Annotated in this window: 26 protein-coding genes and 1 other annotated feature; of the genes, 21 read left to right on the forward strand and 5 right to left on the reverse strand. The window is 41.6% G+C overall.

Features of this window, described 5'->3' with window-relative positions:
* Nucleotides 1-16 precede the first annotated feature (16 nt).
* The 7 genes from FD05_RS08015 to FD05_RS08045 all read left to right on the forward strand — a co-directional run bounded on the left by FD05_RS08015 (nt 17) and on the right by FD05_RS08045 (nt 6,455).
* Nucleotides 17-385 carry a GntR family transcriptional regulator gene (locus FD05_RS08015; protein ID WP_020280462.1) on the forward strand — a complete coding sequence of 123 codons (369 nt, stop codon included), beginning with the start codon at nt 17-19 and terminating at the stop codon, nt 383-385.
* The gene (locus tag FD05_RS08020; RefSeq protein ID WP_039932420.1) at nt 382-1,263 is read left to right on the forward strand and encodes an ATP-binding cassette domain-containing protein; all 882 of its coding nucleotides are present in this window, start codon (nt 382-384) and stop codon (nt 1,261-1,263) included. Before FD05_RS08015 ends, FD05_RS08020 begins: the two co-directional genes overlap by 4 nt.
* The gene (locus tag FD05_RS08025; protein WP_020280460.1) at nt 1,250-2,023 is read left to right on the forward strand and encodes a hypothetical protein; all 774 of its coding nucleotides are present in this window, start codon (nt 1,250-1,252) and stop codon (nt 2,021-2,023) included. Before FD05_RS08020 ends, FD05_RS08025 begins: the two co-directional genes overlap by 14 nt.
* A gap of 124 nt (nt 2,024-2,147) precedes the next feature.
* Nucleotides 2,148-3,284: a D-alanine--D-alanine ligase family protein gene (locus FD05_RS08030; RefSeq protein WP_020280459.1), complete on the forward strand. Its 1,137-nt coding sequence runs from the start codon at nt 2,148-2,150 to the stop codon at nt 3,282-3,284.
* A gap of 60 nt (nt 3,285-3,344) precedes the next feature.
* Nucleotides 3,345-4,862, forward strand: coding sequence for a glycerophosphodiester phosphodiesterase family protein (locus FD05_RS08035; protein ID WP_051990578.1), 1,518 nt, complete (start codon nt 3,345-3,347; stop codon nt 4,860-4,862).
* Nucleotides 4,863-4,894: 32 nt separating this feature from the next.
* Nucleotides 4,895-5,473, forward strand: a complete 579-nt coding sequence (locus FD05_RS08040; protein WP_020280457.1) for a DNA-3-methyladenine glycosylase I — start codon at nt 4,895-4,897, stop codon at nt 5,471-5,473.
* Between the two features lie 70 nt (nt 5,474-5,543).
* A complete protein-coding gene (locus FD05_RS08045) occupies nt 5,544-6,455 on the forward strand; it encodes a helix-turn-helix transcriptional regulator (protein WP_020280456.1) in 912 nt (303 codons plus the stop codon).
* Between the two features lie 171 nt (nt 6,456-6,626).
* Here the strand turns inward: FD05_RS08045 and FD05_RS08050 are convergent, their stop codons facing one another.
* The 5 genes from FD05_RS08050 to FD05_RS08070 form a co-directional block, all read right to left on the reverse strand.
* Nucleotides 6,627-7,109 (reverse strand): universal stress protein, encoded by a 483-nt coding sequence (locus tag FD05_RS08050; RefSeq protein WP_020280455.1) that lies wholly within the window; start codon nt 7,107-7,109, stop codon nt 6,627-6,629.
* A 71-nt stretch (nt 7,110-7,180) separates the two neighbouring features.
* Nucleotides 7,181-7,474, reverse strand: coding sequence for a M48 family metalloprotease (locus FD05_RS08055; protein ID WP_039932418.1), 294 nt, complete (start codon nt 7,472-7,474; stop codon nt 7,181-7,183).
* Nucleotides 7,475-7,489: 15 nt separating this feature from the next.
* Complete coding sequence (locus FD05_RS08060; protein ID WP_020280453.1) at nt 7,490-8,767, reverse strand: replication-associated recombination protein A; 1,278 nt, start codon at nt 8,765-8,767, stop codon at nt 7,490-7,492.
* Nucleotides 8,768-8,879: 112 nt separating this feature from the next.
* Nucleotides 8,880-9,491: a 30S ribosomal protein S4 gene (rpsD, locus tag FD05_RS08065; RefSeq protein WP_013727707.1), complete on the reverse strand. Its 612-nt coding sequence runs from the start codon at nt 9,489-9,491 to the stop codon at nt 8,880-8,882.
* A 191-nt stretch (nt 9,492-9,682) separates the two neighbouring features.
* Nucleotides 9,683-10,147 carry a GAF domain-containing protein gene (locus FD05_RS08070; RefSeq protein ID WP_020280452.1) on the reverse strand — a complete coding sequence of 155 codons (465 nt, stop codon included), beginning with the start codon at nt 10,145-10,147 and terminating at the stop codon, nt 9,683-9,685.
* Between the two features lie 164 nt (nt 10,148-10,311).
* Here FD05_RS08070 and ezrA point away from each other — a divergent pair, with 164 nt between their 5' ends.
* The 14 genes from ezrA to FD05_RS08140 all read left to right on the forward strand — a co-directional run bounded on the left by ezrA (nt 10,312) and on the right by FD05_RS08140 (nt 26,280).
* Nucleotides 10,312-12,048 (forward strand): septation ring formation regulator EzrA, encoded by a 1,737-nt coding sequence (gene ezrA, locus FD05_RS08075; RefSeq protein ID WP_020280451.1) that lies wholly within the window; start codon nt 10,312-10,314, stop codon nt 12,046-12,048.
* Between the two features lie 165 nt (nt 12,049-12,213).
* On the forward strand, nt 12,214-13,359 hold the full coding sequence (locus tag FD05_RS08080) for a cysteine desulfurase family protein (RefSeq protein ID WP_020280450.1): 1,146 nt from the start codon (nt 12,214-12,216) through the stop codon (nt 13,357-13,359).
* A gap of 8 nt (nt 13,360-13,367) precedes the next feature.
* Nucleotides 13,368-14,585: a tRNA uracil 4-sulfurtransferase ThiI gene (gene thiI / locus FD05_RS08085; protein ID WP_020280449.1), complete on the forward strand. Its 1,218-nt coding sequence runs from the start codon at nt 13,368-13,370 to the stop codon at nt 14,583-14,585.
* Nucleotides 14,586-14,660: 75 nt separating this feature from the next.
* Complete coding sequence (tpx, locus tag FD05_RS08090; protein ID WP_020280448.1) at nt 14,661-15,170, forward strand: thiol peroxidase; 510 nt, start codon at nt 14,661-14,663, stop codon at nt 15,168-15,170.
* Nucleotides 15,171-15,197: 27 nt separating this feature from the next.
* Nucleotides 15,198-15,405 (forward strand) — a binding site (T-box leader).
* A gap of 61 nt (nt 15,406-15,466) precedes the next feature.
* Nucleotides 15,467-18,127: a valine--tRNA ligase gene (locus FD05_RS08095; RefSeq protein ID WP_020280447.1), complete on the forward strand. Its 2,661-nt coding sequence runs from the start codon at nt 15,467-15,469 to the stop codon at nt 18,125-18,127.
* 113 nt (nt 18,128-18,240) lie between these two features.
* Nucleotides 18,241-19,572, forward strand: coding sequence for a bifunctional folylpolyglutamate synthase/dihydrofolate synthase (locus FD05_RS08100; RefSeq protein WP_020280446.1), 1,332 nt, complete (start codon nt 18,241-18,243; stop codon nt 19,570-19,572).
* A 140-nt stretch (nt 19,573-19,712) separates the two neighbouring features.
* A complete protein-coding gene (locus tag FD05_RS08105; protein WP_275452782.1) occupies nt 19,713-20,720 on the forward strand; it encodes a rod shape-determining protein in 1,008 nt (335 codons plus the stop codon).
* 46 nt (nt 20,721-20,766) lie between these two features.
* Entirely contained in the window at nt 20,767-21,615 is an 849-nt protein-coding gene (gene mreC, locus FD05_RS08110) for a rod shape-determining protein MreC (RefSeq protein WP_191980509.1), read from the forward strand.
* A 16-nt stretch (nt 21,616-21,631) separates the two neighbouring features.
* Nucleotides 21,632-22,156, forward strand: a complete 525-nt coding sequence (mreD, locus tag FD05_RS08115; RefSeq protein ID WP_020280443.1) for a rod shape-determining protein MreD — start codon at nt 21,632-21,634, stop codon at nt 22,154-22,156.
* A 15-nt stretch (nt 22,157-22,171) separates the two neighbouring features.
* The gene (locus tag FD05_RS08120; protein WP_020280442.1) at nt 22,172-22,855 is read left to right on the forward strand and encodes a septum site-determining protein MinC; all 684 of its coding nucleotides are present in this window, start codon (nt 22,172-22,174) and stop codon (nt 22,853-22,855) included.
* Entirely contained in the window at nt 22,848-23,654 is an 807-nt protein-coding gene (gene minD / locus FD05_RS08125; protein WP_020280441.1) for a septum site-determining protein MinD, read from the forward strand. Before FD05_RS08120 ends, minD begins: the two co-directional genes overlap by 8 nt.
* A 459-nt stretch (nt 23,655-24,113) precedes the next feature.
* On the forward strand, nt 24,114-24,758 hold the full coding sequence (locus FD05_RS08130; protein WP_013727720.1) for an amino acid ABC transporter permease: 645 nt from the start codon (nt 24,114-24,116) through the stop codon (nt 24,756-24,758).
* A 12-nt stretch (nt 24,759-24,770) separates the two neighbouring features.
* On the forward strand, nt 24,771-25,406 hold the full coding sequence (locus FD05_RS08135) for an amino acid ABC transporter ATP-binding protein (RefSeq protein WP_020280440.1): 636 nt from the start codon (nt 24,771-24,773) through the stop codon (nt 25,404-25,406).
* 10 nt (nt 25,407-25,416) lie between these two features.
* On the forward strand, nt 25,417-26,280 hold the full coding sequence (locus FD05_RS08140; protein ID WP_020280439.1) for an amino acid ABC transporter substrate-binding protein: 864 nt from the start codon (nt 25,417-25,419) through the stop codon (nt 26,278-26,280).
* Nucleotides 26,281-26,445 lie beyond the last annotated feature (165 nt).

Below are 26,445 nucleotides of genomic sequence, written 5' to 3' on the forward strand. Positions count from 1 at the left end.
GAATGGGTTGATAAATATGAAATTTGAATTTAACAGTTCGGAGCCCATCTACCGCCAAGTTGCTGAACAAATTGAGGACGCAATTGCTTCGGGCGGATTCGCTGAGGGCGATCAAATTCCATCTACAACCGAAATCTCGAAAGAATTTCACATTAATCCGGCGACCGTTTTGAAGGGTATGAACATTGTCGTTTCAAAGAATTTAATTGAAAAACGTCGTGGTCTGGGGATGTTTGTTCAAGCTGGGGCTCAAAAACGGATTCTGGCTGAGAAACGTGATACCTTTTTTGATGAATTTGTTGAAAATTTAGTTCGGGAAGCCCAGAACTTGGATATTTCTGAGGATGAGTTGTTAACATTAGTGAAAAGAGGGTACCAGCAATGAGTGTATTGGAAGTGAACCACATCTCAAAATCTTTTGGATCAAAACATGTCTTATCAGACATTAATTTGACCTTTGAAGATAACAAAATCTATGGGTTGCTCGGTCGAAACGGTGCCGGTAAAAGCACGTTATTGAGCATTATGACCAACCGGAATTTTGCCGACAACGGCGAAGTTAAAATTGATTCAGAAGATGTTAGCGATAATGACTCCAAGCTGGGCCTGATGTATTTGATGAGTGAAGTAAATCTGTATGCCGATGGCTGGAAATTGACGCAGATCATGAAAGATTCCGAATCATTATATGGCGGCTTTGATCATCAATTGGCCGATCATTTGATTCAGGAGTTTGGATTGGATGTTAATCAGAAGTTCGGTAAGTTATCTACCGGGTATAATTCAATTTTTAAATTAATTTTGGCATTGTGCCTTCCGGTGCGGTTTGTTCTTTTGGACGAACCGGTGTTGGGATTGGATGCAAATCATCGCGAGCTGTTTTATAGCGAGTTGATTCAGTCATATTCAGATAATCCACGGACCTTTATCATCTCGACTCATCTGATTGAGGAAGTTGCCAATATCATTAGCGACGTTATTGTCCTTGACCAGGGACGGGTGATTTTAAACCAGCCGGTAGAGGATGTCTTGGCAAAGACTCATTCAGTGGTTGGCCCACAAAAAGATGTTGAGCAGTATACCAAGGGCTTGAATGTCATTGGTCACGATATGATGGGCACAATCCGGGCCAACTATGTCTATGGCGATTTGGACGACCGCATTCTTCCCGACACCGTTCAGCTGTCAAACTTTGATTTACAAAAGTTGTTTATTTTCCTAACCAATCAATATGAGGGGAGTGGCAAGAATGAAAACAAATAAAGTTACTAAATTTTTGTTTCGCCGACAAGTCATCGGTTTGGCAGAAATGTACTTATTCTTGTTTGCTGCCTTCTTAATCCTGCCGTTTCTCTTTTCCGCTATTTCAGGCTCTTTAGACGACTATTCATTGTCACAACAGATGCAGGGATCTTGGGTGACAGCCGCCTTTGGTGTGTATATGTTTGCCATTTCAACACTTTCCTACGAAAACTTTAAATTCTTAATTCAAAACGGCATATCACGGCCGACGTTCTTTAATGCTCAAATTGTTGTCAATGGTTTGCTGATTTTGATTGGAAATACGTTTAACCTGGTCTACCAGTATTTGGTATTGATGCCGCTGGTTCACGCCCGCAACACCAACATTTTTATGTCTTCGTACTCTGGATACATTCATAATTCAATTCTGGACTTTATCGCAAACTTCATTTTTAGCGGCCTCTTATTAGTGGTGGGGGCGCTCTTTGGAATGGTAATCGGTAATTTCTTAACGCTTTTTTCAAAGTTTGTCCAACGGATTATCCTGATCGCCACACCGGTAATCGGCTATATTACATTGATGTATACTGCCTCCAGAGTGATTTTAGACCGTAATTTTCAAATGACCTGGGTCGCTAATTTTGCCAAATTTATTCTAGGCTATCGGGCCACAGGATCCTATGATCCATTTCCAATGATTGTTGCAATGGTTGTGATCGCAGTGGTCATGCTGCTGATTACCCGCTATCTGTTCAGTAAGAAGCAGTTAAAACGTGAATAATTGGTAACTATGAGGTCAAACTAAAAAAGCAATGAGAAGCGTTTGCAAATGTTTTCAACTATGAACTTCCGTGATATACTTAAGTTTCTGGAAACTATACGAATTTATAAAAGGATGAGAATTCATGGAAAAAAACAAAAAGCTTCACATTGGCTTAATCTTTGGTGGTAACTCCTCAGAACATGATGTCTCCAAACGTTCTGCCCATAACATTTACGATGCAATGGACAAAGATCGCTACGATGTCAGCTTGTTTTTGATGACTAAGAACGGCTACTTTTTGGACCATGACGCTTCTTCTCGCGTTTTCGACGGAGAACCTGAAGACGAAGTTGCCAAACAAGAATTAGCCAAACTGGATACCAAAAATCCGCTGGCTCGAATCATTAATTTAGCGGAAGAATCTGATATTGACGTTTTCTTCCCAATCATTCATGGTAACTTTGGTGAAGATGGGACGATTCAAGGGCTATTGCGCTTGCTGCACAAGCCATATGTTGGGACGGCTATTTTAGGCTCAGCAATGTCATTTGATAAAGACATTACCAAGAAAATTGTGAAGTTGGCCGGTGTGCCGACAACTCGTTATGAGGTTGTGACCCCTCTGACTGCAGAACAGTATTCATATGAAGGCCTCAGTGATGAATTGGGGAAGATCCTGTTCATCAAACCCGCCAACCAGGGGTCCTCAGTCGGTATTCATAAAGTTGAAAACGCTGAAGAATACGCTGAAGGACTTCGAGACGCCTTTCGATACGACAGCAAAGTGTTAATCGAAGAAGCAATTGAAGGCCCAGAAGAGTTGGAGATTTCAATTCTCGGTAACGATCATCCAATCGCTTCAAAGATTGGTGCCATCAGAGTACCTGCTGATGATGCCTTCTATACTTATGACAATAAGTTTGTCGATGCCAGCCAAGTTCAGTTTGACGTGCCGGTTGATATTTCAGACGCCTTGGCTCAACAGATTACCGAGATGGGCTTAACGACATACCGGGCTCTTGGATTAAAGGGGATGGCACGAATTGATTATCTGGTTTCAAAAGATGACAAGCCATACATGAGCGAGGTCAACACTTTACCCGGATTTACCAATATCAGTCTGTACCCACAATTGTTTGCAGCTTCCGGCATTTCATATTCGGAATTGATTGATCGATTGATTCAGTTGGCAATTGACGAGTTTGAGCGTCAATCAAAGATTTTATATGACTTCAAGCCATTGCCACCACGTGATCAGAACATTAATAAAAATAAATAAACACAATTAGACTGGGGCAGAATTCTGCTGCCGGTCTTTTTGCATACAGGGAAGTATATGATGGGGAAAAACGAAACCAAACTTTATTATTATCTGACAGGTGCACTGATTTGTCTGATTCTATTGATGAGAAGATTTTTGAGCACCTACCAACAATTCGCAGTCGTTGTATTTTGCTCACTGATGATGTTTTTACTGTTAGTGGCACTCTTTTACTATGGGCTGACACGGACGGCTCACAAGACAATTCAGGGCCGACTGTGGTCGTTGATGGCATCGCTTGGAAGTGGGATCTATTTATTTGTCCTGATGCTGCCGTTGGGGTTATTTGGTTTTTCAAATTACATCAAGTTTTCGGTGCCGATTTCAGGCGCTCAGTTTACTTGGATCACTGTGAACCGTTACCCAATTGCGATCTCGGCCGTTATCGTTTATTTTGTGTTGGCGATGATTGGTATTTATTTTTCCGGCTATGCTCGTCAGGTGATTGAAGCTGACGGTGATCGGCCAATTCAAGTTTTGAGAGACACCGTCATGACAATGACCGGCAAAGCTTTTTTCTTGAAGGTTGTCATGGTATTAGGGATGCTCTTTGGGGTCTGCATCCTGATTCTTGGCTTGGGATGGCTGAATCAATCTGTTCAAAACGATGTCGTATTCTTTTTGTCCCAAGGAATTATTGATATTGTCGCGCCTTTTGCCGAAATCGTGATCATCAGTCGATTGTTGAACATCGAATTTGACCATCTGGGACGTGACTATTTGTTCGGGGGCTTTGCCATGCTGTTGATCGTTTTTGCTGGGCTAATTGCTGGTCTAAATCCCAGTTTTTATCATCAACCAACTGACAAACCAACAATTATCGTCCATCGAGGAGTGATCAATCAGAATGCCCAAGCGAACACGATTGCCGCTTTGAAGCGTAATAGTCAATACCACTTTCCATTTATTGAAATGGATATTCAAGAAACCAAGGATCACCATTTTATTTGTGCTCATGATGATGATGTTCATATTCCAGGGCAGGGAGAACGAGAAATTAATCAGCTGGACCTTTCGACCATTCGAAAATATCATCATGTGGATATGTTCGGGGATTACCTTTCTACTGCTAATCAGCTGAAGCAGCCCTTAATCATTGAGTTAAAAGTGACCAACAGCAGTGATCGATTAATGGGTACTAGATTTGCAAATCAATTCCATTCTCAACTAACCGTTTTACCTGATCGCGTTCATTCGGTTGGCTATCCTTATCTCAGACAAATCAAGCAGCAGGTGCCGCAAGTGAAAGTCGGTTTGGTGACGATGCTTAATTTTGGTAATATCGGTCGATACCACGTTGATTTTTACACCCTGCAACATTTAACTGCCAATCCATTTTTGATTGCCTCGGTGGGCAAAACCGGCAGACCAGTCTATTCCTGGACCGATGATAGCAAGTTGGCAATGATTCGGATGGAGATGCTGGGAACCACTGGCCAAGTGACCGATCAAGCATTTCGATTGCAACGGCTTCACGTGAACCCACGACGTGATCGCTGGATTTTGCTGCTAAATTCGTTGCAGAATTATTTGTAGCTTATCGTATGTTTAAGGTAGGAGGTGCAGATATGGTTAAACGATGTGCGTGGGCAACTGACAGTCCGGAATTATTAGTCTATCATGATACGATTTGGGGTCGGCCGGAAAAAGATCCCCATAAATTATTTAAGGCTTTATGTCTGGAAACGATGCAGGCAGGATTATCGTTTTCGACGGTTCTAAAATTTGAAGACGGGATGGATCAAGTGTTTCATCACTTCTCCATCGACTATTTAGCAAAATGTGGACCAGCCGATGTAGAAAGGTTTTGTAATGACAAACGAATTATTCGCAATCATGCGAAAGTTGCTGCAGTCATTGCCAATGCCAAGGTTCTCCAACCGGATCCCACGGCTTTGGTAAAAGCAACTTGGGCGCCTGTGAATTATGTCCAAATGGATCATTTGCTGACAGAGGCACCGAAGCCAGCAACTTATAAAAAGTTTACCGAAAAGTTTGTGAACAGCTTTAAAAATATGGGGCTGAAACGGGTTGGCCCAATCACTGTATACAGTTATTTGCAAGCGGTTGGCGTAGTTAATGATCACTTGATAACTTGTGAATTTCATGAGGAATTACCCGTGAAAAATGAGGAAGAATCTTCTTGATTGTTTATTACGGATATAATATGATACTCGAGTTGTATGTTAAGCAGGTTAACTATAGGGGAGTAGTTGTATGGCAATGGTGATTACTGGGTCTTTGATCCGGAATGCAAGAAAAAATAAAGGGATGTCCCAAGTTCAGCTCGCTGACGGGATTTGTACCCAAGCAACCATCAGTTCAATTGAAAATCAAAATGCGTGCACGAGTGTCGAAATTTTATTTGCAATTTGTAAAAAGTTGGACGTGAAAATTACTGACGTTACCAAAAATACTCGGTATGGTGACAAAGTGTTTTCGTATATTGAAGAAGATATGCGCAACCATCTATATGCGGATGCTAACAAGCATATTGATCAAATTGATTGTAAGAAATTAAATACCCGCTACTTGAAGGGGAAATATCATTGTTACCGCGGCTTTATTGAGCTGTATATCAACGATGATATCAACGAAGCAATTTACAATTTTAATCTTCAATTGACTCAATATGCTGCTGAAGAATTCACGTTTTATCAAGCTTGGTCGAACCTTGGGATCCGTTTGGCATACCAGAAGTTGGGAAAATTGAATCGTGCGGAAGGCTTTATTGACTCCAGCGCCAAGATTTTAGCGAAAGTCAAAAAAGCCGGTAAGCACGACATGATCGTGATTGTCGACTTATATGTGGATATCATTGCAGCATATGCAGAATTGGAAAAATATGATCGCGCCTTGATGCTGATTCATGAGATTTTACATGAACTGACTCAACGGGATTTAATTTACAAGGTCGATGTCTTGGCAGAATTGGAATCTAAATGTTTGTACGCCAAGGGTGAGGTCGTTCAAGGAACCATGAAGCAGTTTGCGGCGATGTTTATTGCTGAACTGCGTGGGAATACCGAATTAGCGGAGAAAATTCTGAAACGAAACCAGGTCCACATTGTGGAAATGGTGAAAAATGAGTTGGCCAAAAATGAGGGCCATCCAACCTTTGTTAAGTAGTTTCTAGTCAGCCAATTTAATTTTGATACATAAAAACCAAAGATTAGCTGAAAGGCTTTTCTTTGGTTTTTTGTTGGAAACAAAACAGCAGTAATCGCTAAAACTGCGGTTACTGCTGTTTATGGATTAAAGTAATGTTCAGAATCACCCAAGGGCTTTCCGTTCACTATTTTAGACGTGTTTACTAGGATTTACTGCTGGTTTGTTATCCAAGTCGGTTCTAACAACTAAGACATCACAAACCGCTGTTCTGGTTACGTACTCAGTAACCGAACCAATTAATAGTCGTTCTACGGCATTTAAACCAGTAGCACCAATCATGATTAAGTCGATGTTGAGATTTTGTGGAATATCTCTTGCGATTACCGTCTTTGGTGCCCCGTATTCGATTGAATAATCAACGTCGTTAAGGCCTGCACTCTTAGCATCCTCGATGTATTTATCTAAAGTTTCCTTCGCGGTATCGGTTACTTGTTCAACCATTGATGTGTCAAAGCTTGAAATATTTTGAAATGCTCGAGTATCAACAACGTGAACTAAGTGAAGAGATGCATTATTACGGATTGCAACTGCGACACCTTTTTTGAAAGCTAATTCAGCCTCGTAGGAACCATCAACCGGCACCAAAATTTGTTTATATTGTTGTTGTAACATTATGCCCACCCTCATTTCTATCTGTTTAACTTAATTGTACTTTACTTTCCATAAAATACAAAGAAATAAATTCACCGCTGTTTATGATTGATGACATTGAGAATTGCAAACTCAACGACCAATCCATGTGCAGTCATCCACAAAAGAACGGCCAAAATTAGAATGTCGTTTTGAATGATGAGGGCAACGATTCCTAAAATTGCTAAGATGATGAACATTATCCCACCATTTTTGGCAGCGCCTTTCAAACGAGGATCGTCTTGAACGGAAATGTTGAACATTATTTTGTGAAGATGTGACAGCAGGTAGTAGCCGATGTATAGGGCGATTAAGACGGCTACGCCCACCAAAATATTAATTATCATAGTTATACTCCAATATTATTTATGACCGGCAGATTTTCTGAGCTTGTCATACTGTGCCTTAAGTGCAGTTTCAATCCGGCCGTTTTCTTTCGGGTGGTAATACTGTGCATTTTTGATTTTATCAGGTAAATACTGTTGTTTGACCCAATCATTTGGAAAGTCGTGAGGGTATTTGTATGTGACGCCCCGGCCCAGCTTCTTGGCACCTTTATAGTGGGCATCCTTGAGATGTAAGGGGACATCGCCATAATTACCGGTCCGGATATCACTTAACGCGCCATCAATGGCGGTCATTGCGGAGTTGGACTTTGGACTTAAGCAAAGTTCAATAATCGCATTTGCAAGTGGAATTCGGGCTTCCGGAAGGCCCAACTGGCGGGCGGCGTCAACCGCTGCAACCGTCCGTTGGCAAGCACTGGGGTTGGCCAAGCCTACATCTTCATACGCAATTACCAACAAGCGGCGCATGATTGAGACCAGATCGCCAGATTCAATAAGCCGTCCGGCATAATGTAAGGCGGCGTCTGTATCCGAGCCTCGAATTGATTTCTGGAAAGCTGAGATGACATCATAATGGGCATCGCCATCTTTATCTGAATTTAAGGCTTTTCGTTGGAGGCATTCTTCCACAATTGCTTGGTTGACTTCGATTTTGCCCTGGTCATTTTTCGGTGTTGATTTAACAGCCAATTCCAAGGCATTCAGTGACGAACGTAAATCACCGTTGGTAGCAGTTGCCAGAAAGTTTATGGCAGCATCGGAAATAGCCACAGGATAGCTGCCCAAACCTTTTTCCTTGTCAGTTAACGCACGGGTAAGGGCTTTTTTGATATCATCTGCTGATAGGGGATGAACCTCAAAAATCTGGGTTCGTGATCGAATGGCAGGATTGATATTAATGTATGGATTCTCAGTGGTGGCACCAATCAAGATAATTGTGCCACTTTCAAGCAGTGGCAACAGAAAATCCTGTTTCGTTTTATCGAGTCGATGAATTTCATCCAGCAACAAAACGACAGTACCACTCATCTTGGCTTCCTCAGCAACGACCTGTAAGTCCTTCTTAGTATCAGTCGCAGCGTTAAGCATTCTAAACGCATATTTGGTTGAACCGGCAATCGCACTGGCAATACTGGTTTTCCCAGTGCCAGGTGGACCGTAGAGGATCATTGACGATAGCATCTTTGCACGCACCATTCGGTCAATAATCTTTCCGTGCCCAACCAAATTTTGCTGGCCAACAATTTCTTCAAGCTTAGTTGGTCGCATTCTGTAGGCAAGGGGTTGTTGCATGTTGCGCCTCCTTTCAAATCGATTTGCTAAAAATTTAAACCTCATAAATTATAACATGATAATTGAGGGTACAAAAAAAGCGCTTTGCATAAGCAAAACGCTCGCTGAATGATTAACCCAACTTGTTGTAGTATTCAACAATAAGTGATTCGTCAATATCAGCATCAAGTTCTTCACGTTGTGGAAGACGTACCAATGAACCTTCAAGCTTGTCTGCATCGAAGCTAACGTATTGTGGACGACCCACAACAGCTTCAACAGCATCCTTGATAACTTGGAGATCTTTGGACTTCTCACGAACAGAGATTACTTGACCAGGTTGTACTTCATATGATGGAATATCAACACGTTTGCCATCAACAGTGATGTGACCATGATTTACTAATTGACGAGCTTGACGACGAGTAGTAGCCAAACCTAAACGATAAACCATGTTATCCAAACGCTCTTCAAGTAAGATCATGAAGTTAACACCATGCTTACCTTCACGGATCTTACCGGCACGAACGAACAAGTTACTGAATTGACGTTCAGTAAGTCCGTACATGTAACGAAGCTTTTGCTTTTCGTGTAATTGCAAACCATATTCTGAAAGTTTTGAACGACGGCCTTGACCGTGATCACCAGGAGCATAAGGACGACGTGAGAGTTCTTTACCAGTACCTGATAAAGAGATACCCAAACGACGTGAAATTCTCCAACTTGGACCTGTATATCTTGACATAAGTAATCCTCCAATATTTTTTTGGAGTAAAATAAGCCATTGCAGACTTAGTATTCGTGCATGTTGCTTTGCTCTTTCGCTCAAGCAGCCGATTGAGTTACTTGCAGAACCAATTGAATGGCAACAACATGTTGACGAGCTTACCGTCTACTGCTGCGTTATTTTACACAAACACCATTGTATAAAGATTTCTACACTAAGTCAACATGTTTAACGAAGATATTGGCAAACTCATTTAGAATTTGTTCGTCTTCTTCGGAAAAACGACCCAATGTAGGGGAGTCAATATCCAAAACACCAATTGCTTGACCGTCCTTAAATAGTGGGACAACCAGTTCGGAATTTGAATTGGCATCGCAGGCAATATGGCCTGCAAATTGATGAACGTCAGCGACCCTTAATGAATGTTGCTGTTTAAGTGCTGTACCACAAACCCCGTCACCATTTTTGATGTGCATGCAGGCAACATTTCCTTGAAAGGGCCCCAAGATTAATTCGTCGTTAGCCGGTACATAACGGTAAAAGCCAACCCAGTTAATATCTTCCAAACTAACTTGTAACAACGCAGCTGCATTAGCCATGTTTGAAATCAAATCAGTTTCACCTTCCAAGAGGGCATCGAGTTGTTGATTCACTAAATTAGTAACGTTTTGCATAATTGTTTTCCTCACTTCAAAAATAATATGGTCAAAGGGACCTACTATGATATAATTCAACTTAGAGCACATTAATTGACTATTCATACATATTAAATTGTTTTGGGCAATTTTACTACAATAATGTACAATTTTATATCTTTATTTCTGAAGGATGGGATCGAATGCTTACTTTGTTGATTGGAATTATCGTGTTGGTTGGGGCGGGTTACCTCGGATTTGTTTTCTATCAAAGAAGAACGATCAAGATGGCAACCGATGTATATGAGAACAAGCGGGATTTAAACAAAATTCCACTGGATGATGAGTTTGCACTGGCCAAGAAAATGAACTTAACCGGGGAATCTCACAAGAAGTATGACCAGTTGTACAACAAGTACCAGCACTACAAAAATCAGATGCTGCCAAATATCGATGAGGGGATCGAGGCAGTTAAAGAAGATGGCAAGGGAATCAACTTTTTGAAGACTAAGAGTGATTGGCAAACCGCCAACCAGGCCATTTCCGATGCCGATTCAACTTTAAAAGAGATTCAAGCCGGCTTGGCACAGCTTTATGATCTCAATAAGCAGCATAAGTTAGCTCTTGAAGAATTGGAAAAGAAATACAAACGTTTGCGAGAAGATATTCTCAACAAGAACCAATCCTTTGGGCCAAGTATTGATAATTTGGAAAAAATGTTATCTGATATTGAAGGTACTTTTGATGAATTTACCCAGCTTACCAAAAGTGGTGATCCCAACAGTGCCGAAGATGTTTTGAGTGATTTAAACACTTCAACGAACAAATTGGAATCATACATGGATCGGATTCCCAAGTTGTATCAATTATTATCCAAGGAATTCGTTGATCAGGTCAATGAAATTGAAGCCGGCTATCAAGAACTTAAAGGTAAGCAGTACAACTTTCCAAACGATAAATTTGCTGAGAACATTCAAGGCCTTCGCGACCAGCTCAAAGTCAACACAAATAAACTGAAGACTTTAGAAGTGGATTCAGTTGAGAAAGCCACAAAGGACATTGCTGATCGAATCGACAAACTCTACGATGCGATCGACAACGAGTTTAAGGCGCGCCCCAACGTTGAGAAAAACACCCAAGTTATTGGCGAGTATGTTGAACATGTTCGTAAGCAGAACAATGACTTGCAGCTCAGATTGGAATCCCTTAACAAAAGTTATGTTCTAAATCACCAGGAAATTGAAAATAATCATCAATTTGATCAACAAATTTCGACAATCGAAAAGAAATATCAAGATGAAGTGACCGCAATCCAAAACGGAGCAGCCATCTTTTCTAAGATTGACGCTGATCAAAAACAGATGATCAAGGATCTGGGCCAGATCGAGTCAGAGCAAAAGAACCTCTTTCAGGCAACTGTGAAGCTGCCCCAACAGGAACAGTCTGCTCGAAATGCGTTGGCTAAGTTTGACCTGGAAATGCGTAATAAGAAGCGCAGAATCGATAACCATAATTTGCCAGGTTTGTCAGACGACTACCAAGATGCGTTTACGGCAGTGATTCGTGAAATTAACCACTTGGATGATGCCATGAACCAGCCGCAGATTGATATTGACGACATCTCCAAGCAACTGATTATTATTCAATCTGACATGGATACTCTGGAAGAAAAGACTGACCAATTGATTGACGATGCAACGTTAGCTGAGCAGACAATTCAATATGCCAATCGATTTATCGGCAGCAACTCTGAAATTGCCGCTGCCAGCAAAACCGCGCAGATGTATTTTGACCAAAAGTACGATTATGAACAAAGTTTGAGTATTATTTCCAAGGCATTGGAAAAGCAATCATCAGGGATGTTTACCAAAATTAAGGACGATTACTTCAATGCCAAAAAACGTTTCAAGTCGGAAAAATCCGATGCAGACGACCAATAATTTTATTCATTAGACGAGGCTGAACGATTTATATCAGCTTCGCCTTTTGTTTTCTCATCAACGGCCCTGGTCCACAATGCTTGTGAGACACATGGTTTGGGTGTATCATCATGAGAGTTATATTTGTTGGAGTCGAACCAATAAATTTAGAGAAGAAGGTTTCAAATGATTTATTTTGATAATAGTGCCACCACAAAAGTCTTACCAGAAGTTCTTGACACTTATAATAAAGTGAGTGAGCAGATTTGGGGCAACCCCTCAAGCCTGCACAATTTTGGTGAACAGGCATTTAATTTACTGGAACAGTCCAGAAAGCAAATTGCCGGTTTATTAAATGTGCATCCGGACGAAATCTACTTTACGAGCGGTGGAACAGAGGGTGACAACTGGGTCATTAAGGGTACCGCAATTGAAAAACGTGAGTTTGGGAAACATTTGATCACGACTTCGGTCGAACATGCCGCTGTTCGAAATTCGTTTGAGCAGCTCAAACAATTGGGATATGAAGTGACCTACCTGCCAGTTGATAATGAAGGCCGAATTTCAATTGCTGATTTGAAAGCTGCCATTCGTCCCGACACAACGTTAGTTTCCATTATGGCCGTGAACAATGAAATCGGTACGATTCAGCCGATCCAGGAAGCTGCCGAATTATTAAAGAACTATCCGAAAATTCATTTCCATGTTGACGCGGTTCAAGGGCTTGGTAAAGGTATTCAAGATCAGATTTTTAATGATCGAACTGATTTTGCCGCCTTTTCCGGCCATAAGTTCCATGCACCTCGCGGGACTGGGTTCATCTATGGTCGCCGTGGTCGCCGGATTGCACCATTAATGAATGGTGGCGGTCAGGAAAAGAACCAGCGTTCAGGAACAGAAAATCTACCAGGAATTGCCGCAATGGCTAAAGCGATTCGGCTGGTGCTTGAAAAAGAGCCCAGTGCCGTCGAAACTGAACGCCAGATTAAACAGTTAATTATGGATCACATTAGTAAGTTTGATAAAGTGACGATTTTCTCAAAGAATGATGACACCTTTGCACCACACATCCTTTGTTTTGCAATTAAGGGTGTCCGTGGTGAGACGATCGTTCATGCCTTTGAAAAACAGGGGATTTATATTTCTACCACCAGTGCTTGTTCATCAAAAGATCATGCAGAATCCGGTACGTTAAATGCCATGCAGGTTCCAGATGATATCGCCACCAGCGCAGTTCGAATTTCACTTGGAGATCACAATACACTTGATGAAGCCAAACAATTCGTAAAAGTATTTGACACGTTGTATGAAGAATTTGACAAATTAAGTTAGGAGCAACTATGCACTATACAGAAATCATGGTTCGTTACGGCGAACTGTCCACAAAGGGCAAAAATAAAAAAGACTTTATTAAGCAGTTGGGTAAGAACGTCCGCGCTGTCCTTCATCCATTTCCCAAGTTGGAAGTCAAAGCTCAGCGTGACCGCCTTCACGTTGCTTTAAATGGTGAAGATGACAAACAGGTGATTGAAACTTTAAAGGGTGTTTTCGGAATTGAAAACTTTTACCCTTCTGTTCAGCTTGACAAGGATATGGACGTCATTAAACAAACTGCCTTGGAAATGGTCAAGGAACAGTATCACGATGGGGCAACCTTTAAGATCAACACTCGCCGCCAGGATAAACATTTTGAATACGATACCAACCAGATCAACAATATGTTGGGTGATTATATCCTTGAAAATGTTGACGGCATTACGGTTGACGTTAAGAACCCGGATATCTCAATTCGAGTTGAAATTCGAATGAACGGGGCTTTCTTATCTTCTGAGAAGATTCACGGTGCCGGGGGTCTGCCAGTTGGTACTGGTGGTCGGGCAACAATGATGCTTTCGGGTGGAATTGACTCACCCGTGGCGACTTACCTGGCAATGAAACGTGGCGTCAAAATTGATATGATTCATTTTTATAGCCCGCCATATACAGGTGAACAGGCTTTGAATAAAGCCAAGCAGTTAACGGCTGTCCTGGGTAAATATTCAGGCAACATTCAATTCATCCAAGTACCGTTTACTGAAATTCAAGAAACCATCAAGGAGAAAGTGCCTGAGGGTTATTTGATGACGATTCAACGGCGGATGATGTTGAGAATTGCTGCCCAAATCACCAAGAATCGTCACTGTGATGGTGTCTTTACCGGAGAAGCATTAGGTCAGGTCGCTTCACAGACGCTGGAAAGTATGATGGCAATTAACGACGTGACGACGATGCCAGTCCTGCGGCCACTCGTGTCGATGGATAAGACCGAGATCATCAAGATTTCTGAAAAGATTCATACTTATGATCTGTCAATCCTGCCATTTGAAGACTGTTGTACCATTTTCACCCCGCCAGCACCGAAGACCCGTCCTAATTTGGAAAAATCTCGTAAATTTGAACAATATATCGACGTTGAAGGACTCATGAAAAAAGCAATCGACAACATCGAAATCACTAATATCAAACCTGGTGAAGAATTTTTGAACCAAAATCAAGATGTTTTTGCGGAACTGCTTTAATCATTTGGATACTTGCGTATTTTGCTGGTTTAGGCTACATTATGTATAAAGTCGTTAGACCAAGGGAGTGCTTTTATGAAAATCACTATCAATGGTAAAGAAGAAAGTATGTTTGGTAATCCACCCGAAGTTGGGGAACAATTGCCAAAGTTTAAGCTTGAGGATGCAGATGGCAACAAAGTGAAAACTGCTGACATTATTGGCAGAATCACATTGATTTCAACTGTACCTGATATTGATACACCGGTTTGTTCTGTTGAGACCCGCAAATTCAATCAAGAAGCTGACAAGTTTCCAGATGTCCGTTTCTTAACGATTTCTAACAACACCATTGAACAGCAAAAGAATTGGTGTGCGGCTCAAGGCGTTGAAAATCTCCAAATGCTTTCCGATGAAAATCTGTCGTTAGGTTACGCAATGAAACTTTACCTGCCTAACTTTGGTGCTTTGGCACGGACAATTTTTATTGTGGATGCGACTGGTAAGATCATTTATCGCCAGGTTGTTCCAGAAATTGGCAACGAACCAGATTACGACGATGCACTGAATGCTTTAAAAAAAGTTGCTCAGCGTATTGACGATTAGCCAATATTTGGTTAAGATTAAAATTAAATTAAAGTGTTGAGCAAGAGAGTAACCGGTCAGTTGATTTCAGAAAGAAAATCATTGCTGTGAGATTTTTATCACTGATTGTGTGAAGGTAGCTTGTGAGCTGCTCGTTCGAATCTGAGAGCGAGTCGGTATTATCAGACCGTTATTATGATATTAAGTGGGGCTTTTAGCCCAATTTAGGTGGTACCGCGAACACTTCGTCCTAATTTATAGGATGGAGTGTTTTTTTGTTACATAAAATCGATTAGACCTTTGAAAGGGGCGACGTCATGTCAGACAAGAAGCAAGAAATGTCAACGAAGTATGATCCAACTGCTGTTGAAAAGGGCAGGTATAACGAATGGCTGGATGAAGGGGTATTTTCACCCAGTGGGGATAAGAAAGCCAAACCATTTTCAATCGTTCTGCCACCGCCAAATGTTACTGGTAAGCTGCATTTAGGCCATGCCTGGGATACCACGCTCCAGGATATGATTATTCGGCGTAAACGGATGCAGGGATACGACACACTTTGGTTGCCAGGGATGGACCATGCTGGTATTGCTACCCAAGCAAAAGTTGAAGCCAAATTACGCAAGCAGGGCATTTCCCGCTATGATCTAGGTCGCGAAAAGTTTGTTGAAAAGGTTTGGGAATGGAAAGATGATTTTGCCCGAACTATCAAGGAGCAATGGGCCAAGCTTGGCTTATCACTGGATTACAGTCGTGAACGATTTACCTTGGATAAAGGCCTTTCGAAAGCTGTACGTAAAGTCTTTGTGAGTCTGTACAACAAGGGTTTGATTTACCGTGGTGAATATATTATCAACTGGGATCCCCAAGCGCGAACGGCTTTGTCTGATATTGAAGTTATCCATAAGGATGATAAAGGTGCGTTTTATCACGTCAAATATCCATTTACTGACGGCTCAACTTTCAATGGTAAAGATTACATTGAAATTGCCACTACCCGTCCTGAAACGATGATGGGTGATACTGCGGTTGCCGTTAATCCTTCTGACAAACGATATAAGGACATCGTCGGCAAGAAGGTCTTAGTACCTTTGATCAACCGTGAAGTCCCAATTATTGCCGATCAATACGTTGATCCTGACTTTGGAACTGGAATGGTAAAGATTACCCCAGCCCATGACCCTAACGATTTTAAAGTTGGAAACCGTCATGATCTCAAACGGATCAATACGATGAATGAAGACGCAACCATGAACGAAAATGCTGGCAAATACAAAGGCATGGATCGTTTCGAAGCGCGTAAAGCGATGGTTAAGGATCTTGAAGATGAGGGCTTGATGCTTTCAATCGATCCCATCGTCCATTCAGTTGGTCATTCCGAACGGACCGGTGTCCAAGTTGAAGCCCGGTTATCAACTCAGTGGTTTGTTAAGATGAAGCCACTCGCTGAACAAGCAATTAAGAATCAAGATACCAATGACAAAGTCAACTTCTTCCCAGACCGATTTGAAGGGACCTTTGAGCAATGGATGGGAAACGTTCATGACTGGGTTATTTCCCGTCAGCTCTGGTGGGGACATCAAATTCCTGCCTGGTATAACAAAAAGACCGGCGAAACTTATGTTGGCATGGAAGCACCTAAAGATGCCGAAAATTGGGAACAAGATCCCGATGTTTTGGATACTTGGTTCTCATCTGCCCTCTGGCCATTTTCAACGATGGGTTGGCCTGATGATACTGAAGATATGAAACGTTACTTCCCAACCGATACACTGGTTACCGGCTATGACATTATTTTCTTCTGGGTTTCTCGAATGATTTTCCAAAGTTTGGAATTCACTAAAGAACGCCCATTTAAAGATGTTTTACTGCATGGCCTTATTCGAGATTCCCAAGGCCGGAAGATGTCCAAGTCACTTGGAAATGGAATTGATCCAATGGATGTCATTGACAAGTATGGTGCCGATGCCCTTAGATGGTTCCTTTCAATTGGTGGGACACCAGGTCAAGATCTGAAGTTCAGTTACGACAAGATGGATTCGGCTTGGAACTTTATTAATAAGATCTGGAATGCCAGTCGTTACGTTATCATGAATCTCGATGGCATCGACAAGCCGCAATTACCTGATCAGTCTGAATGGCAATTATCTGACAAATGGATTTTGAGCCGGTTGAACTCGACGATTAACCGTGTTTCAGAGTTGTTTGAAAAGTACAACTTCGGTGAAGCCGACCGCTACTTGTATGATTTTATTTGGAATGACTTCTGTGACTGGTACATCGAAATGAGTAAGGAAGCTTTGAACAGTGATGATGAGAAGCTGAAGAAGAACACCCAAAATATTTTGGCTTATGTTTTGGATCAAACACTTCGTTTACTCCAACCAATCATGCCATTTGTGACCGAATATATTTGGCAGATGATGCCTCATGAAGGTAAGTCATTGGTAACTGCAGCCTATCCAGTAGATCACAAAGAATTTGACGACCCAACATCTGAGCATCAGATGCAGTCATTAATTGATCTGATTACGGCTGTTCGAAACATTCGAAATGAAGCGAATGCACCATTGTCTTCACCAATTGATATGTTAATTCAAACGGATAATGATACGCTTAAAGACATTTTCGAATCTAATCGTGAATACATTGATCGCTTCTGTCATACACAGGAGCTTAAAATTGGCAAAGACATTGAAGCGCCAAAACTATCAATGTCAGCTGTAATCACTGATGCCACGATCTATGTACCATTGGCAGAATTGGTTGATTTGAAGGATGAACAAGCTCGAGTTCAAAAAGACGTTGATAAATTTGAATCCGAGGTTGCCCGTTCAGATAAGAAGCTTGCTAACAAACGCTTCGTGGATAATGCACCAGAGGCCGTGGTTGAAGAAGAAAAGACCAAACAGGCTGATTACCAATCCAAACTGGATGCAGCTAAGGAACGGCTTCAACAAATTTCCAGTGAGATGTAAAGGTGAATGATTAGACTGACTTTAATTTAAAAAAACGTGGGACGAAATGCTGTTTCCTAGCGAAGGTTAGGATCCGAACCGCATTTTTGCCCACGTTTTTTAAGGAGAAAAAGATGATTAACACATACGATGAAGCCTTGAGTTTTATTCATGGCCGGACCAAATTCAAGAAAATTCCAACCTTGAAGCGAATGCGGCGATTCTTAGATGAGCTTGGTGCGCCAGACAAACAGATCAATGCCATTCATATTGCCGGCACAAATGGCAAGGGCTCAACTTTGGCATTTTTGCGCAATATTTTTCAAGCAGAAGGGAAAACCGTCGGCAGTTTCACCTCGCCATTCTTGATCAAATTCAACGAACGGATCAGTGTCAATGGAGAAGGAATTTCCGACAATGAGATTTTACGACTGACGCAAGCAATCTATCCCACAATTATGAAACTTGATGCTGAGCTTCCTGAGGGTGGGCCGACAGAGTTTGAAATTGTAACCGCAATGATGTTCAAATACTTTGCTGAAGGACATGCGGATATTGTTTTGATCGAAGTGGGCCTTGGTGGGCTGTTTGATTCCACCAATGTTGTGATGCCGAAAGTGTCGGTGATCACATCGATTGGCTGGGATCACATGCACATTTTAGGTGATACCCTGCCCAAAATTGCTTTTCAAAAGGCTGGCATTATCAAGTCAGGCGTTCCAGTTGTTGTCGGCGGGGTTGACCCGGAACCGTTAGCAGTCATTGTTAAGCAAGCCCAAAAGAAACACAGCCCAATTAAGATTCTTGATCAGGATTTCAAGGCGGTCGATCTTGGCGAAAAAGACTGGCAGCAACATTTCGATTTCACATCAGATGATCTTCATCTTAAGGATGTGTCGACGGCCTTAATTGGTGATTACCAGGTTCATAACGCCGCTTTGGCGATCCAAGCGTATATTGAGTATCAGCAGCTTAATGAGCAGCACGTGGACGCGAGTGTGGTTCAAAACGGTATTCAGGCCACTAGGTGGGCTGGAAGATTTGAACGAATTTCCACTCATCCGACGATCGTACTGGATGGTGCTCATAATATTTCTGCAGTTAACTTGATTGTTGATACCTTGGAAAATGATTTTTCTACCGGACACGTCTACATTCTCATGGGGATTTTGGCCGACAAACAAGCGGATAGGATGGTTGAAAAAATTGCAACCGTTCCAAATGCATCAATTGTGTTAACTCAGTTTGCCGGACCGGGTAAACGGGCAGCAGCCAATCCGGAAACGTTGGAAAACAAACTGGAAACTCGACCGAAAAATGTGTCCGCAGTTGATGATTGGCAAGATGCTATTCAACAACTCAAACGGAAACTAACGGACGCTGATATATTATTAATTACTGGATCGTTATTTTTTATTTCGGATGTTCGAAAATATCTGAAGAATCAAAATCATAATTTCAAATAATCTATTAAATCAGCTTACGTTTCTCTTGATTTTATTTATTTTTGGACGCGTTATGATATACTTGTTTCGTTAAACAATAATAAATTAATCAATAAAAATCGAACTAAATTAAATTGATAGACAACGAAGGGATGGATAACGTGTTTGGATTTGGGGAAAAAAACATAGGAATTGATCTTGGAACCGCTAATACGATCGTTTACGTCGAAGGCAAGGGCATTGTACTTCGCGAACCTTCAGTGGTTGCTAAGAGCATTAAAAGTGGCGAGGTAATCGCTGTTGGTGCGGAAGCTCGTGCGATGATCGGACGGACACCAGCCAGCATTCAAGCCGTTCGGCCAATGAAGGACGGTGTGATTGCCGATTACGACACCACTGTTGCAATGATGAAATACTTTATCCAAAAGGCCCTTGGCCATTCATCCGGCAAACCGTATGTGATGGTTTGTGTGCCAACTGGCATTACTGCTGTTGAAAAGCGGGCTGTTATCGATGCCACTCGAGTAGCTGGTGCCCGTGACGCATACGTCATTGAGGAGCCCTTTGCGGCCGCAATTGGTGCCGGCCTTCCAGTCATGGATCCAACCGGTAGCATGGTCGTTGATATTGGTGGTGGGACAACAGATGTTGCCACCATCTCTTTGGGCGGCATCGTTTCGAGCCGTTCCGTTCGAATGGCCGGAGACAAGCTCAACGAAGCCATTGCGCAATACGTCCGTCAAAAGTACAATCTTTTGATTGGTGAGCGGACTTCAGAGCAACTCAAAATTGATATTGGTTCAGCTTCTGCCAAAGAAGCTAAAGAAATTAAAGCCGTTCCGGTTCGCGGTCGTGATTTGGTAACCGGTTTACCAACGACCGTTGAAATTAGCGGTACAGACGTCAATAAAGCCATCAATGAATCAGTGTTGGCAATTATTGCAACCATTAAGGAAACTCTTGAAGAAACATCGCCTGAAATTGCAGCCGATGTGATTGATCATGGAATCGTGTTGACTGGTGGCGGTGCTTTGCTCAGAAACATCACAGACGTGATTGCCGAGGCGACCCAAGTGCCGGTTTCAATTGCCTCAGACCCACTTGATTGTGTTGCCATTGGTACTGGAGAATCATTGAAGAGTATTAACGTAATGAAGAAAAAACAATAATCAATTGTTTGACAGTTCGATTATTGAATAACGAATGGAGGCAATTATGCAAAAATTTTTCTCCAGTCGAAAGCTTGTAATTGTCGTTGTGTGTTTGATTGTGAGTTTTGGTTTAATGTCATTATCGGTGGCCATTCGAGACCGGCGCAGCACACCACCGTTAGTCCAACAATTCGGAAACGATATTGTTGGTTTTGCTGACAGAATTGTGGCAGCACCAATGAATGGGATTCATCACGGATTTGTTTCAACTAAAAATCTGCTAAACACATACCAAGAGAACGAACGCCTTAAGTCAAAGGTTGATCAGTTAACGCAAACACAAGTTAAGGATCAGGTTTTGTCACGTGAAAACAAACAATTAAAGCGTCAGTTAAATGTCGGCAGTACTTTGACGGGATATGAAAAAATTAACGCAGCTGTGATTACCCGGACACCATCGTCATGGGCAAGTCAAATCATTATTAATAAGGGCCAAGCATCCGGAATTAAGAAAAATATGCCGGTAATTGCTGGACCTGGTTTGATTGGAACAGTTGCTGAAGTCAACAAAACCAACAGTAAGGTTGTTTTAGTTTCAAATACGGCTGAAAATTCCAACCGATTTGCGATTCAAGTTCTCGGTGATAATTCGAAGGTTGTCAACGGGATTATTACCTCATATGACTCATCTTCCAACCGAATCATTATGGGAAACATTACTTCAAAAGCAAAACTGTCAGTGGGTAACCGGGTAACTACGAGTGGACTCGGCGGCGTAATTCCTAAAGGGATTTATGTCGGGACAGTTTCTAAAGTTACTCAAGATGATTATGGCCTTGCTAAAAAAGTATATATTAAACCAGCTGCTAATTTAAATGACATCGAAGTTGTTTCAGTAGCGGTTAGAGATTGATGGGAGGGACAATTAGGTGAAACGAAAAGTTCCCATTGCAATATATTTTGTAATCGGTCAATTCATTGCGTTCTTTCTTGATGGCTCTCTCAGCCAAGCCATGTCTGGGGTCCTATTCAAGTATCCCAATTCAATGGTGCCGTATTTAACAGTTCTCTGGCTGATTTTAGCGGCATTCTTTGGCAACGTTAAGAAACTGCACTTGTACACGTGGGCTGCAATCATTGGCTTTATATTTGATATGTACTATACAGGCTTGCTTGGCGTATATGTTTTTATTTTTCCATTAGTTGTTTATTTATGCCAAATGGTATACCAAATTTTGCCACCAAACTTTATGAGTGGTTTTTTGGTGTATTTTTTAGGAATTACAGTTTTAGTTAGCCTAGGATACATGGCCAATGCGTTTATTGGGGAAACAGATTCATCTGTCGCTCAATTTTTAGTTAACACGTTGGCACCTACACTGGCTCTCAATCTGGTGTTACTTGCAATTGCATACTTTCCGATTGAGGCACTCTATAGGACTCATAGGCAATAAGAAGGGGAGTAGACAATGCAAGATGCAGCCGTTTTAAAGGGCACAAAGGATGGCTATGAAATCATTCTGGATGAAAATGCCAATCTAAAGGATATTTTCTCCTCACTTCGAAAGCTTCTGGACAATTTGAAAACCCAGACAGCTTCAACCAATCCACAAACCATCGCTTTTGATATTTATACTGGTATGCGCTTATGGCCAGCAGATGATCGATCAGAACTTGAAAAGATTTTTTCCGATTATTCATACTTTTCAGTTCACAAGATTACTTCTGATGTGATCACCAAGGAAGAATCCAATCGGATCATTGAACAATCAAGTGTCCATATCGTTGATAAGGTGATTCGAAATGGTCAAGAAGAGCATATTCAAGGTGATGTGTTATTTCTCGGAACGGTTCATGAAGGCGGCAAGTTATTTGTCGGTGGTAACATTTTCGTCCTTGGCAATGTTGAGGGAATCATTCAAGCTGGTGCGCCTGATCTTGAGGACAAGATGATTATTGGGGATGTACATAATGCTCAGCAGGTTCGGATCGGTGAGCAATTTGAAATTCTGGCAGATAGCAAACATGAGATGAACAGTGGCACAGTGATCTATGTCAATGATCTACATGTGTTGGACTATGGCAAAGTTGAGGATCTCAAACAGATTAATCCCAAGTTTTACAATCAGATAGGAGGAGTCATCAATGGGTAAGGCTTACGTTATAACATCAGGTAAAGGGGGAGTTGGTAAGACAACTTCGTCAGCTAATATTGGGACTGCACTTGCCATGCTTGGTAAGAAAGTGTGTCTCCTCGATCTTGATATTGGTCTGCGTAACTTGGACGTTGTGTTGGGACTCGACAACCGGATCATGTACGATATTGTTGACGTTGCAGCCGGTCGGGCAAAACTTAGCCAAGCGCTTGTTAAGGATAAGCGGTTTGATGATTTACTTTATCTATTACCAGCAGCTCAAAATACTGACAAGACCGCTTTAAACGAAGACCAGGTCCGCGAGATCGTTGATGAATTGAAGCCTGACTTTGACTTCATTCTGATTGATTGTCCAGCTGGAATTGAACAAGGATTTATGAACGCCATTGCTGGTGCTGACAGTGCGATTATTGTCACCACACCAGAAATTTCGGCTGTTCGTGATGCCGATCGCGTGGTTGGATTGCTGGAACAACATCCACTCCAAGAACAACCACATTTAATTATTAACCGAATTCGTCAGCATATGATGAAGGATGGATCGGTCATGGATGTCGATGAAATTACGCATCATCTAGGTGTCGAATTGCTGGGGATTGTGTTCGATGACGATGCTGTCATCACGACTTCCAACAACGGTGAGCCGGTGGTGCTTCAAGCGGAAAATCCTGCTGGTCAGGGTTATCGCGACATTGCTCGTCGGTTAGTTGGCGAATCGGTTCCTTTGATGGAAATCAAGGATGAACAGCAGCCATCATTCTGGCAAAAAGTAACCCATTGGTTCCGTAAAGGATAAAAAGCCTTGACGTGAAGCCAAATTAATATTATTATAAATTTAACTTAATTAAAGATTTTTAAAGACGTTGATCAGAACCGGTTATTCATTCAAATTACAGAGAGCTCATCAAGGTGGAAGTTGGGCATTTGATGATTAATCGTCACATCTGTGAGTCATTTTTCTGAATTTAGTAGGAAAAAGCGGTAAGCACGTTATTGCTGAAGTTTAGTGTTATCGAATACTAAACCCATTGAGGCTTTTCATGTGAGTGGAGAGCAAATCAGAGGTGGAACCGCGAAATAGTCGTCCTCTTAAGTCATTTATGGCTTAAGAGGATTTTTTATTTCTAAGAGGTAATTCTAAACTTCATGAGGCGGCGGGTGTGAACCTGTTGCGAATTGAGGTGGAACCGCGAAAACCATCGTCCTCTTGAGTAGTTAGAGTACTCAAGGGGATTTTTTTATGGAGGGATGTCAAATGATTCAATATATTCAAGAAATTTTACCTGCTTTATTGTCCGGAACCAAGATGACTTTATCAATTTTCTTCTGGACACTGATTTGTTCGATTCCATTAGGTGCTTTAGTCGGATTAGGACTGATTCAAAAGTTCAAACCGCTGACTTGGCTGTTGAACTTTTACGTTTGGATCATGCGTGGAACGCCATTGTTACTGCAATTAATCTTTGTCTTTTACGGCCTGCCAATTATTCATATTGTGTTCCAACGTTATGATGCTGCGATGTTTGCCTTTATTTTGAATTACACGGCTTACTTCGGTGAGATTTTTCGGGGCGGCTTCCAGTCAGTTCCAAAAGGTCAGTTTGAAAGTGCCAAGGTGTTGCGGCTGAGTTATGGTCAAACAATTCGCAAGATTGTGATTCCCCAAGTTTTCAAGATTGTCTTACCCTCAATTGGGAATGAGGTCATTAACTTGGTAAAGGATTCATCCTTGGTATACGTTATCGGTTTAGGTGATCTGCTAAGAGCCGGAAATGTTGCCACTGCACGTGATGTGACGCTGCTTCCGTTGATCTTAGTTGGAATTATTTACCTTGCACTGACGGCGGTATGTACGATTGTGTTGAAACTGATTGAAAAACGCGAAAATGTTTGGCGATAGGAGGGGATTACAATGTTAGAAATTAGGAATTTAACGAAACGTTTTGGCAGTCGGACCATTATTGATGATCTGTCAATGACCGTCAAAGACAACGAAATTGTGGCAATTGTTGGTCCTTCTGGAGCTGGTAAAACGACACTTTTGAGATGTATCACTGGGCTGGAATCCGTTAATACCGGCGAATTTTACTGGAATGGGACTCAGTTTGATCCAACTAATACCACACAAAAAGATACCATCATCGGGGTTGTCTTTCAGGATTATCAGCTTTTCCCTAATTTAACCGTTCTGGGAAATATTACCTTGGCACCAACGATGGTTAAAAAAGAACCAATGACTGAAGTCAAAAAATACGCTCGTGAATTATTGAGTCGTTTGGGATTGGAAGGTAAGGAAGATCTTTACCCCTACCAACTTTCCGGTGGCCAAAAGCAACGGGTAGCGATTGTTCGGGCACTTGCGATGCGACCAAAGATTCTTTGTTATGACGAACCAACTTCTGCCCTTGATCCCGCATTACGAGACGAAGTTGCCCAAATTATTCTTGACCTCAAGAAACAGGAAATGACTCAGATTGTCGTCACTCATGATATGGACTTTGCCAAAAATGTTGCTGACGAAATCCAACAGGTTAAACAAATTCAGTAGGAGGGGTAAAATGTTAAAATCATTTAAACGTTTATTATTGATTGCCAGTCTCCTACTGGTAACAATTGGCCTTTCGGGATGCGGCGTGCGGTACGTCAGCCGTCAGGGCTCTCAAGAAAATCCTGACACATGGTCGACTGTTTCTAAACAAAAAAAGATTGTCGTCGGTCTGGATGACAGTTTTGTGCCAATGGGTTTTCAAACCAAAAGCGGTAAAATTGTCGGGTATGATGTTGACCTTGCTCGAGCAGTATTCAAGCAATATGGTATTAAAGTCGATTTCCAGCCAATTGACTGGTCCATGAACGTCACTGAGTTGAGAAATGGCACTATCGATTTGATTTGGAATGGTTTTTCAGTTAATCCCCAAAGAGCTAAGAAAATTACGTTCAGCGAACCTTATCTCATTAACGACCAAGTGTTGGTTTCTAAAAAGAGTCAGCATATTAAGAGTTTTGCCGACATGAAGGGGAAGGTCGCCGGCGTTCAAAATGGTTCGGCCGGTGCGATGGATATTGATAACCAGCCAAAGCTCCTTAAAGATCGGATTAAGGGCCATGAACCGATTTTGTATGATACATTTACCGATGCATTTATCGATTTGAATGCCAATCGAATTCAGGGGCTCTTAATTGATAGCATTTATGCCGGTTATTATTTGGAGCATCAATCCAACCAATCAAGCTTTACTTCGGTTCCAAGTGAATTTCCTAAGGAGCAATATGGTGTTGGTATGCGAAAAGGTGACACCGTTTTGAAGAAAAAGATTGACCAAGGTTTAAACCGATTGGCTAAAAATGGTGAACTTCACAAAATTAACATGAAGTGGTTTGGAACCGATCGAGATAGTCCTTTAATGAAAAATGCTAAATAATTTTTTTGAAAACTCTCACTGAATTTGAGAGTTTTTTTATTTGAAGTTTTTGGTGGGCGCAAAGTGGGAAACAAATCTCTATTTTTCCTTATTATTCCCGGATTATATTGAGATTTTAATGATTTTATTTTATGATAAAATTTGTGACTAATTGAGGAGGAAACT

The sequence above is a fragment of the Lentilactobacillus otakiensis DSM 19908 = JCM 15040 genome (genome assembly GCF_001434145.1).
Taxonomy (GTDB): Bacteria; Bacillota; Bacilli; order Lactobacillales; family Lactobacillaceae; genus Lentilactobacillus; species Lentilactobacillus otakiensis.

What these genes read in the sequence shown, in the direction of transcription:
- FD05_RS08015 (WP_020280462.1), top strand. Translation starts at nt 17, where the DNA reads ATGAAATTTGAATTTAACAGTTCGGAGCCCATCTACCGCCAAGTTGCT.
- FD05_RS08020 (WP_039932420.1), top strand. Translation starts at nt 382, where the DNA reads ATGAGTGTATTGGAAGTGAACCACATCTCAAAATCTTTTGGATCAAAA.
- FD05_RS08025 (WP_020280460.1), top strand. Translation starts at nt 1,250, where the DNA reads ATGAAAACAAATAAAGTTACTAAATTTTTGTTTCGCCGACAAGTCATC.
- FD05_RS08030 (WP_020280459.1), top strand. Translation starts at nt 2,148, where the DNA reads ATGGAAAAAAACAAAAAGCTTCACATTGGCTTAATCTTTGGTGGTAAC.
- FD05_RS08035 (WP_051990578.1), top strand. Translation starts at nt 3,345, where the DNA reads ATGGGGAAAAACGAAACCAAACTTTATTATTATCTGACAGGTGCACTG.
- FD05_RS08040 (WP_020280457.1), top strand. Translation starts at nt 4,895, where the DNA reads ATGGTTAAACGATGTGCGTGGGCAACTGACAGTCCGGAATTATTAGTC.
- FD05_RS08045 (WP_020280456.1), top strand. Translation starts at nt 5,544, where the DNA reads ATGGCAATGGTGATTACTGGGTCTTTGATCCGGAATGCAAGAAAAAAT.
- FD05_RS08050 (WP_020280455.1), bottom strand. Translation starts at nt 7,109, where the DNA reads ATGTTACAACAACAATATAAACAAATTTTGGTGCCGGTTGATGGTTCC.
- FD05_RS08055 (WP_039932418.1), bottom strand. Translation starts at nt 7,474, where the DNA reads ATGATAATTAATATTTTGGTGGGCGTAGCCGTCTTAATCGCCCTATAC.
- FD05_RS08060 (WP_020280453.1), bottom strand. Translation starts at nt 8,767, where the DNA reads ATGCAACAACCCCTTGCCTACAGAATGCGACCAACTAAGCTTGAAGAA.
- rpsD (WP_013727707.1), bottom strand. Translation starts at nt 9,491, where the DNA reads ATGTCAAGATATACAGGTCCAAGTTGGAGAATTTCACGTCGTTTGGGT.
- FD05_RS08070 (WP_020280452.1), bottom strand. Translation starts at nt 10,147, where the DNA reads ATGCAAAACGTTACTAATTTAGTGAATCAACAACTCGATGCCCTCTTG.
- ezrA (WP_020280451.1), top strand. Translation starts at nt 10,312, where the DNA reads ATGCTTACTTTGTTGATTGGAATTATCGTGTTGGTTGGGGCGGGTTAC.
- FD05_RS08080 (WP_020280450.1), top strand. Translation starts at nt 12,214, where the DNA reads ATGATTTATTTTGATAATAGTGCCACCACAAAAGTCTTACCAGAAGTT.
- thiI (WP_020280449.1), top strand. Translation starts at nt 13,368, where the DNA reads ATGCACTATACAGAAATCATGGTTCGTTACGGCGAACTGTCCACAAAG.
- tpx (WP_020280448.1), top strand. Translation starts at nt 14,661, where the DNA reads ATGAAAATCACTATCAATGGTAAAGAAGAAAGTATGTTTGGTAATCCA.
- FD05_RS08095 (WP_020280447.1), top strand. Translation starts at nt 15,467, where the DNA reads ATGTCAGACAAGAAGCAAGAAATGTCAACGAAGTATGATCCAACTGCT.
- FD05_RS08100 (WP_020280446.1), top strand. Translation starts at nt 18,241, where the DNA reads ATGATTAACACATACGATGAAGCCTTGAGTTTTATTCATGGCCGGACC.
- mreC (WP_191980509.1), top strand. Translation starts at nt 20,767, where the DNA reads ATGCAAAAATTTTTCTCCAGTCGAAAGCTTGTAATTGTCGTTGTGTGT.
- FD05_RS08120 (WP_020280442.1), top strand. Translation starts at nt 22,172, where the DNA reads ATGCAAGATGCAGCCGTTTTAAAGGGCACAAAGGATGGCTATGAAATC.
- minD (WP_020280441.1), top strand. Translation starts at nt 22,848, where the DNA reads ATGGGTAAGGCTTACGTTATAACATCAGGTAAAGGGGGAGTTGGTAAG.
- FD05_RS08130 (WP_013727720.1), top strand. Translation starts at nt 24,114, where the DNA reads ATGATTCAATATATTCAAGAAATTTTACCTGCTTTATTGTCCGGAACC.
- FD05_RS08135 (WP_020280440.1), top strand. Translation starts at nt 24,771, where the DNA reads ATGTTAGAAATTAGGAATTTAACGAAACGTTTTGGCAGTCGGACCATT.
- FD05_RS08140 (WP_020280439.1), top strand. Translation starts at nt 25,417, where the DNA reads ATGTTAAAATCATTTAAACGTTTATTATTGATTGCCAGTCTCCTACTG.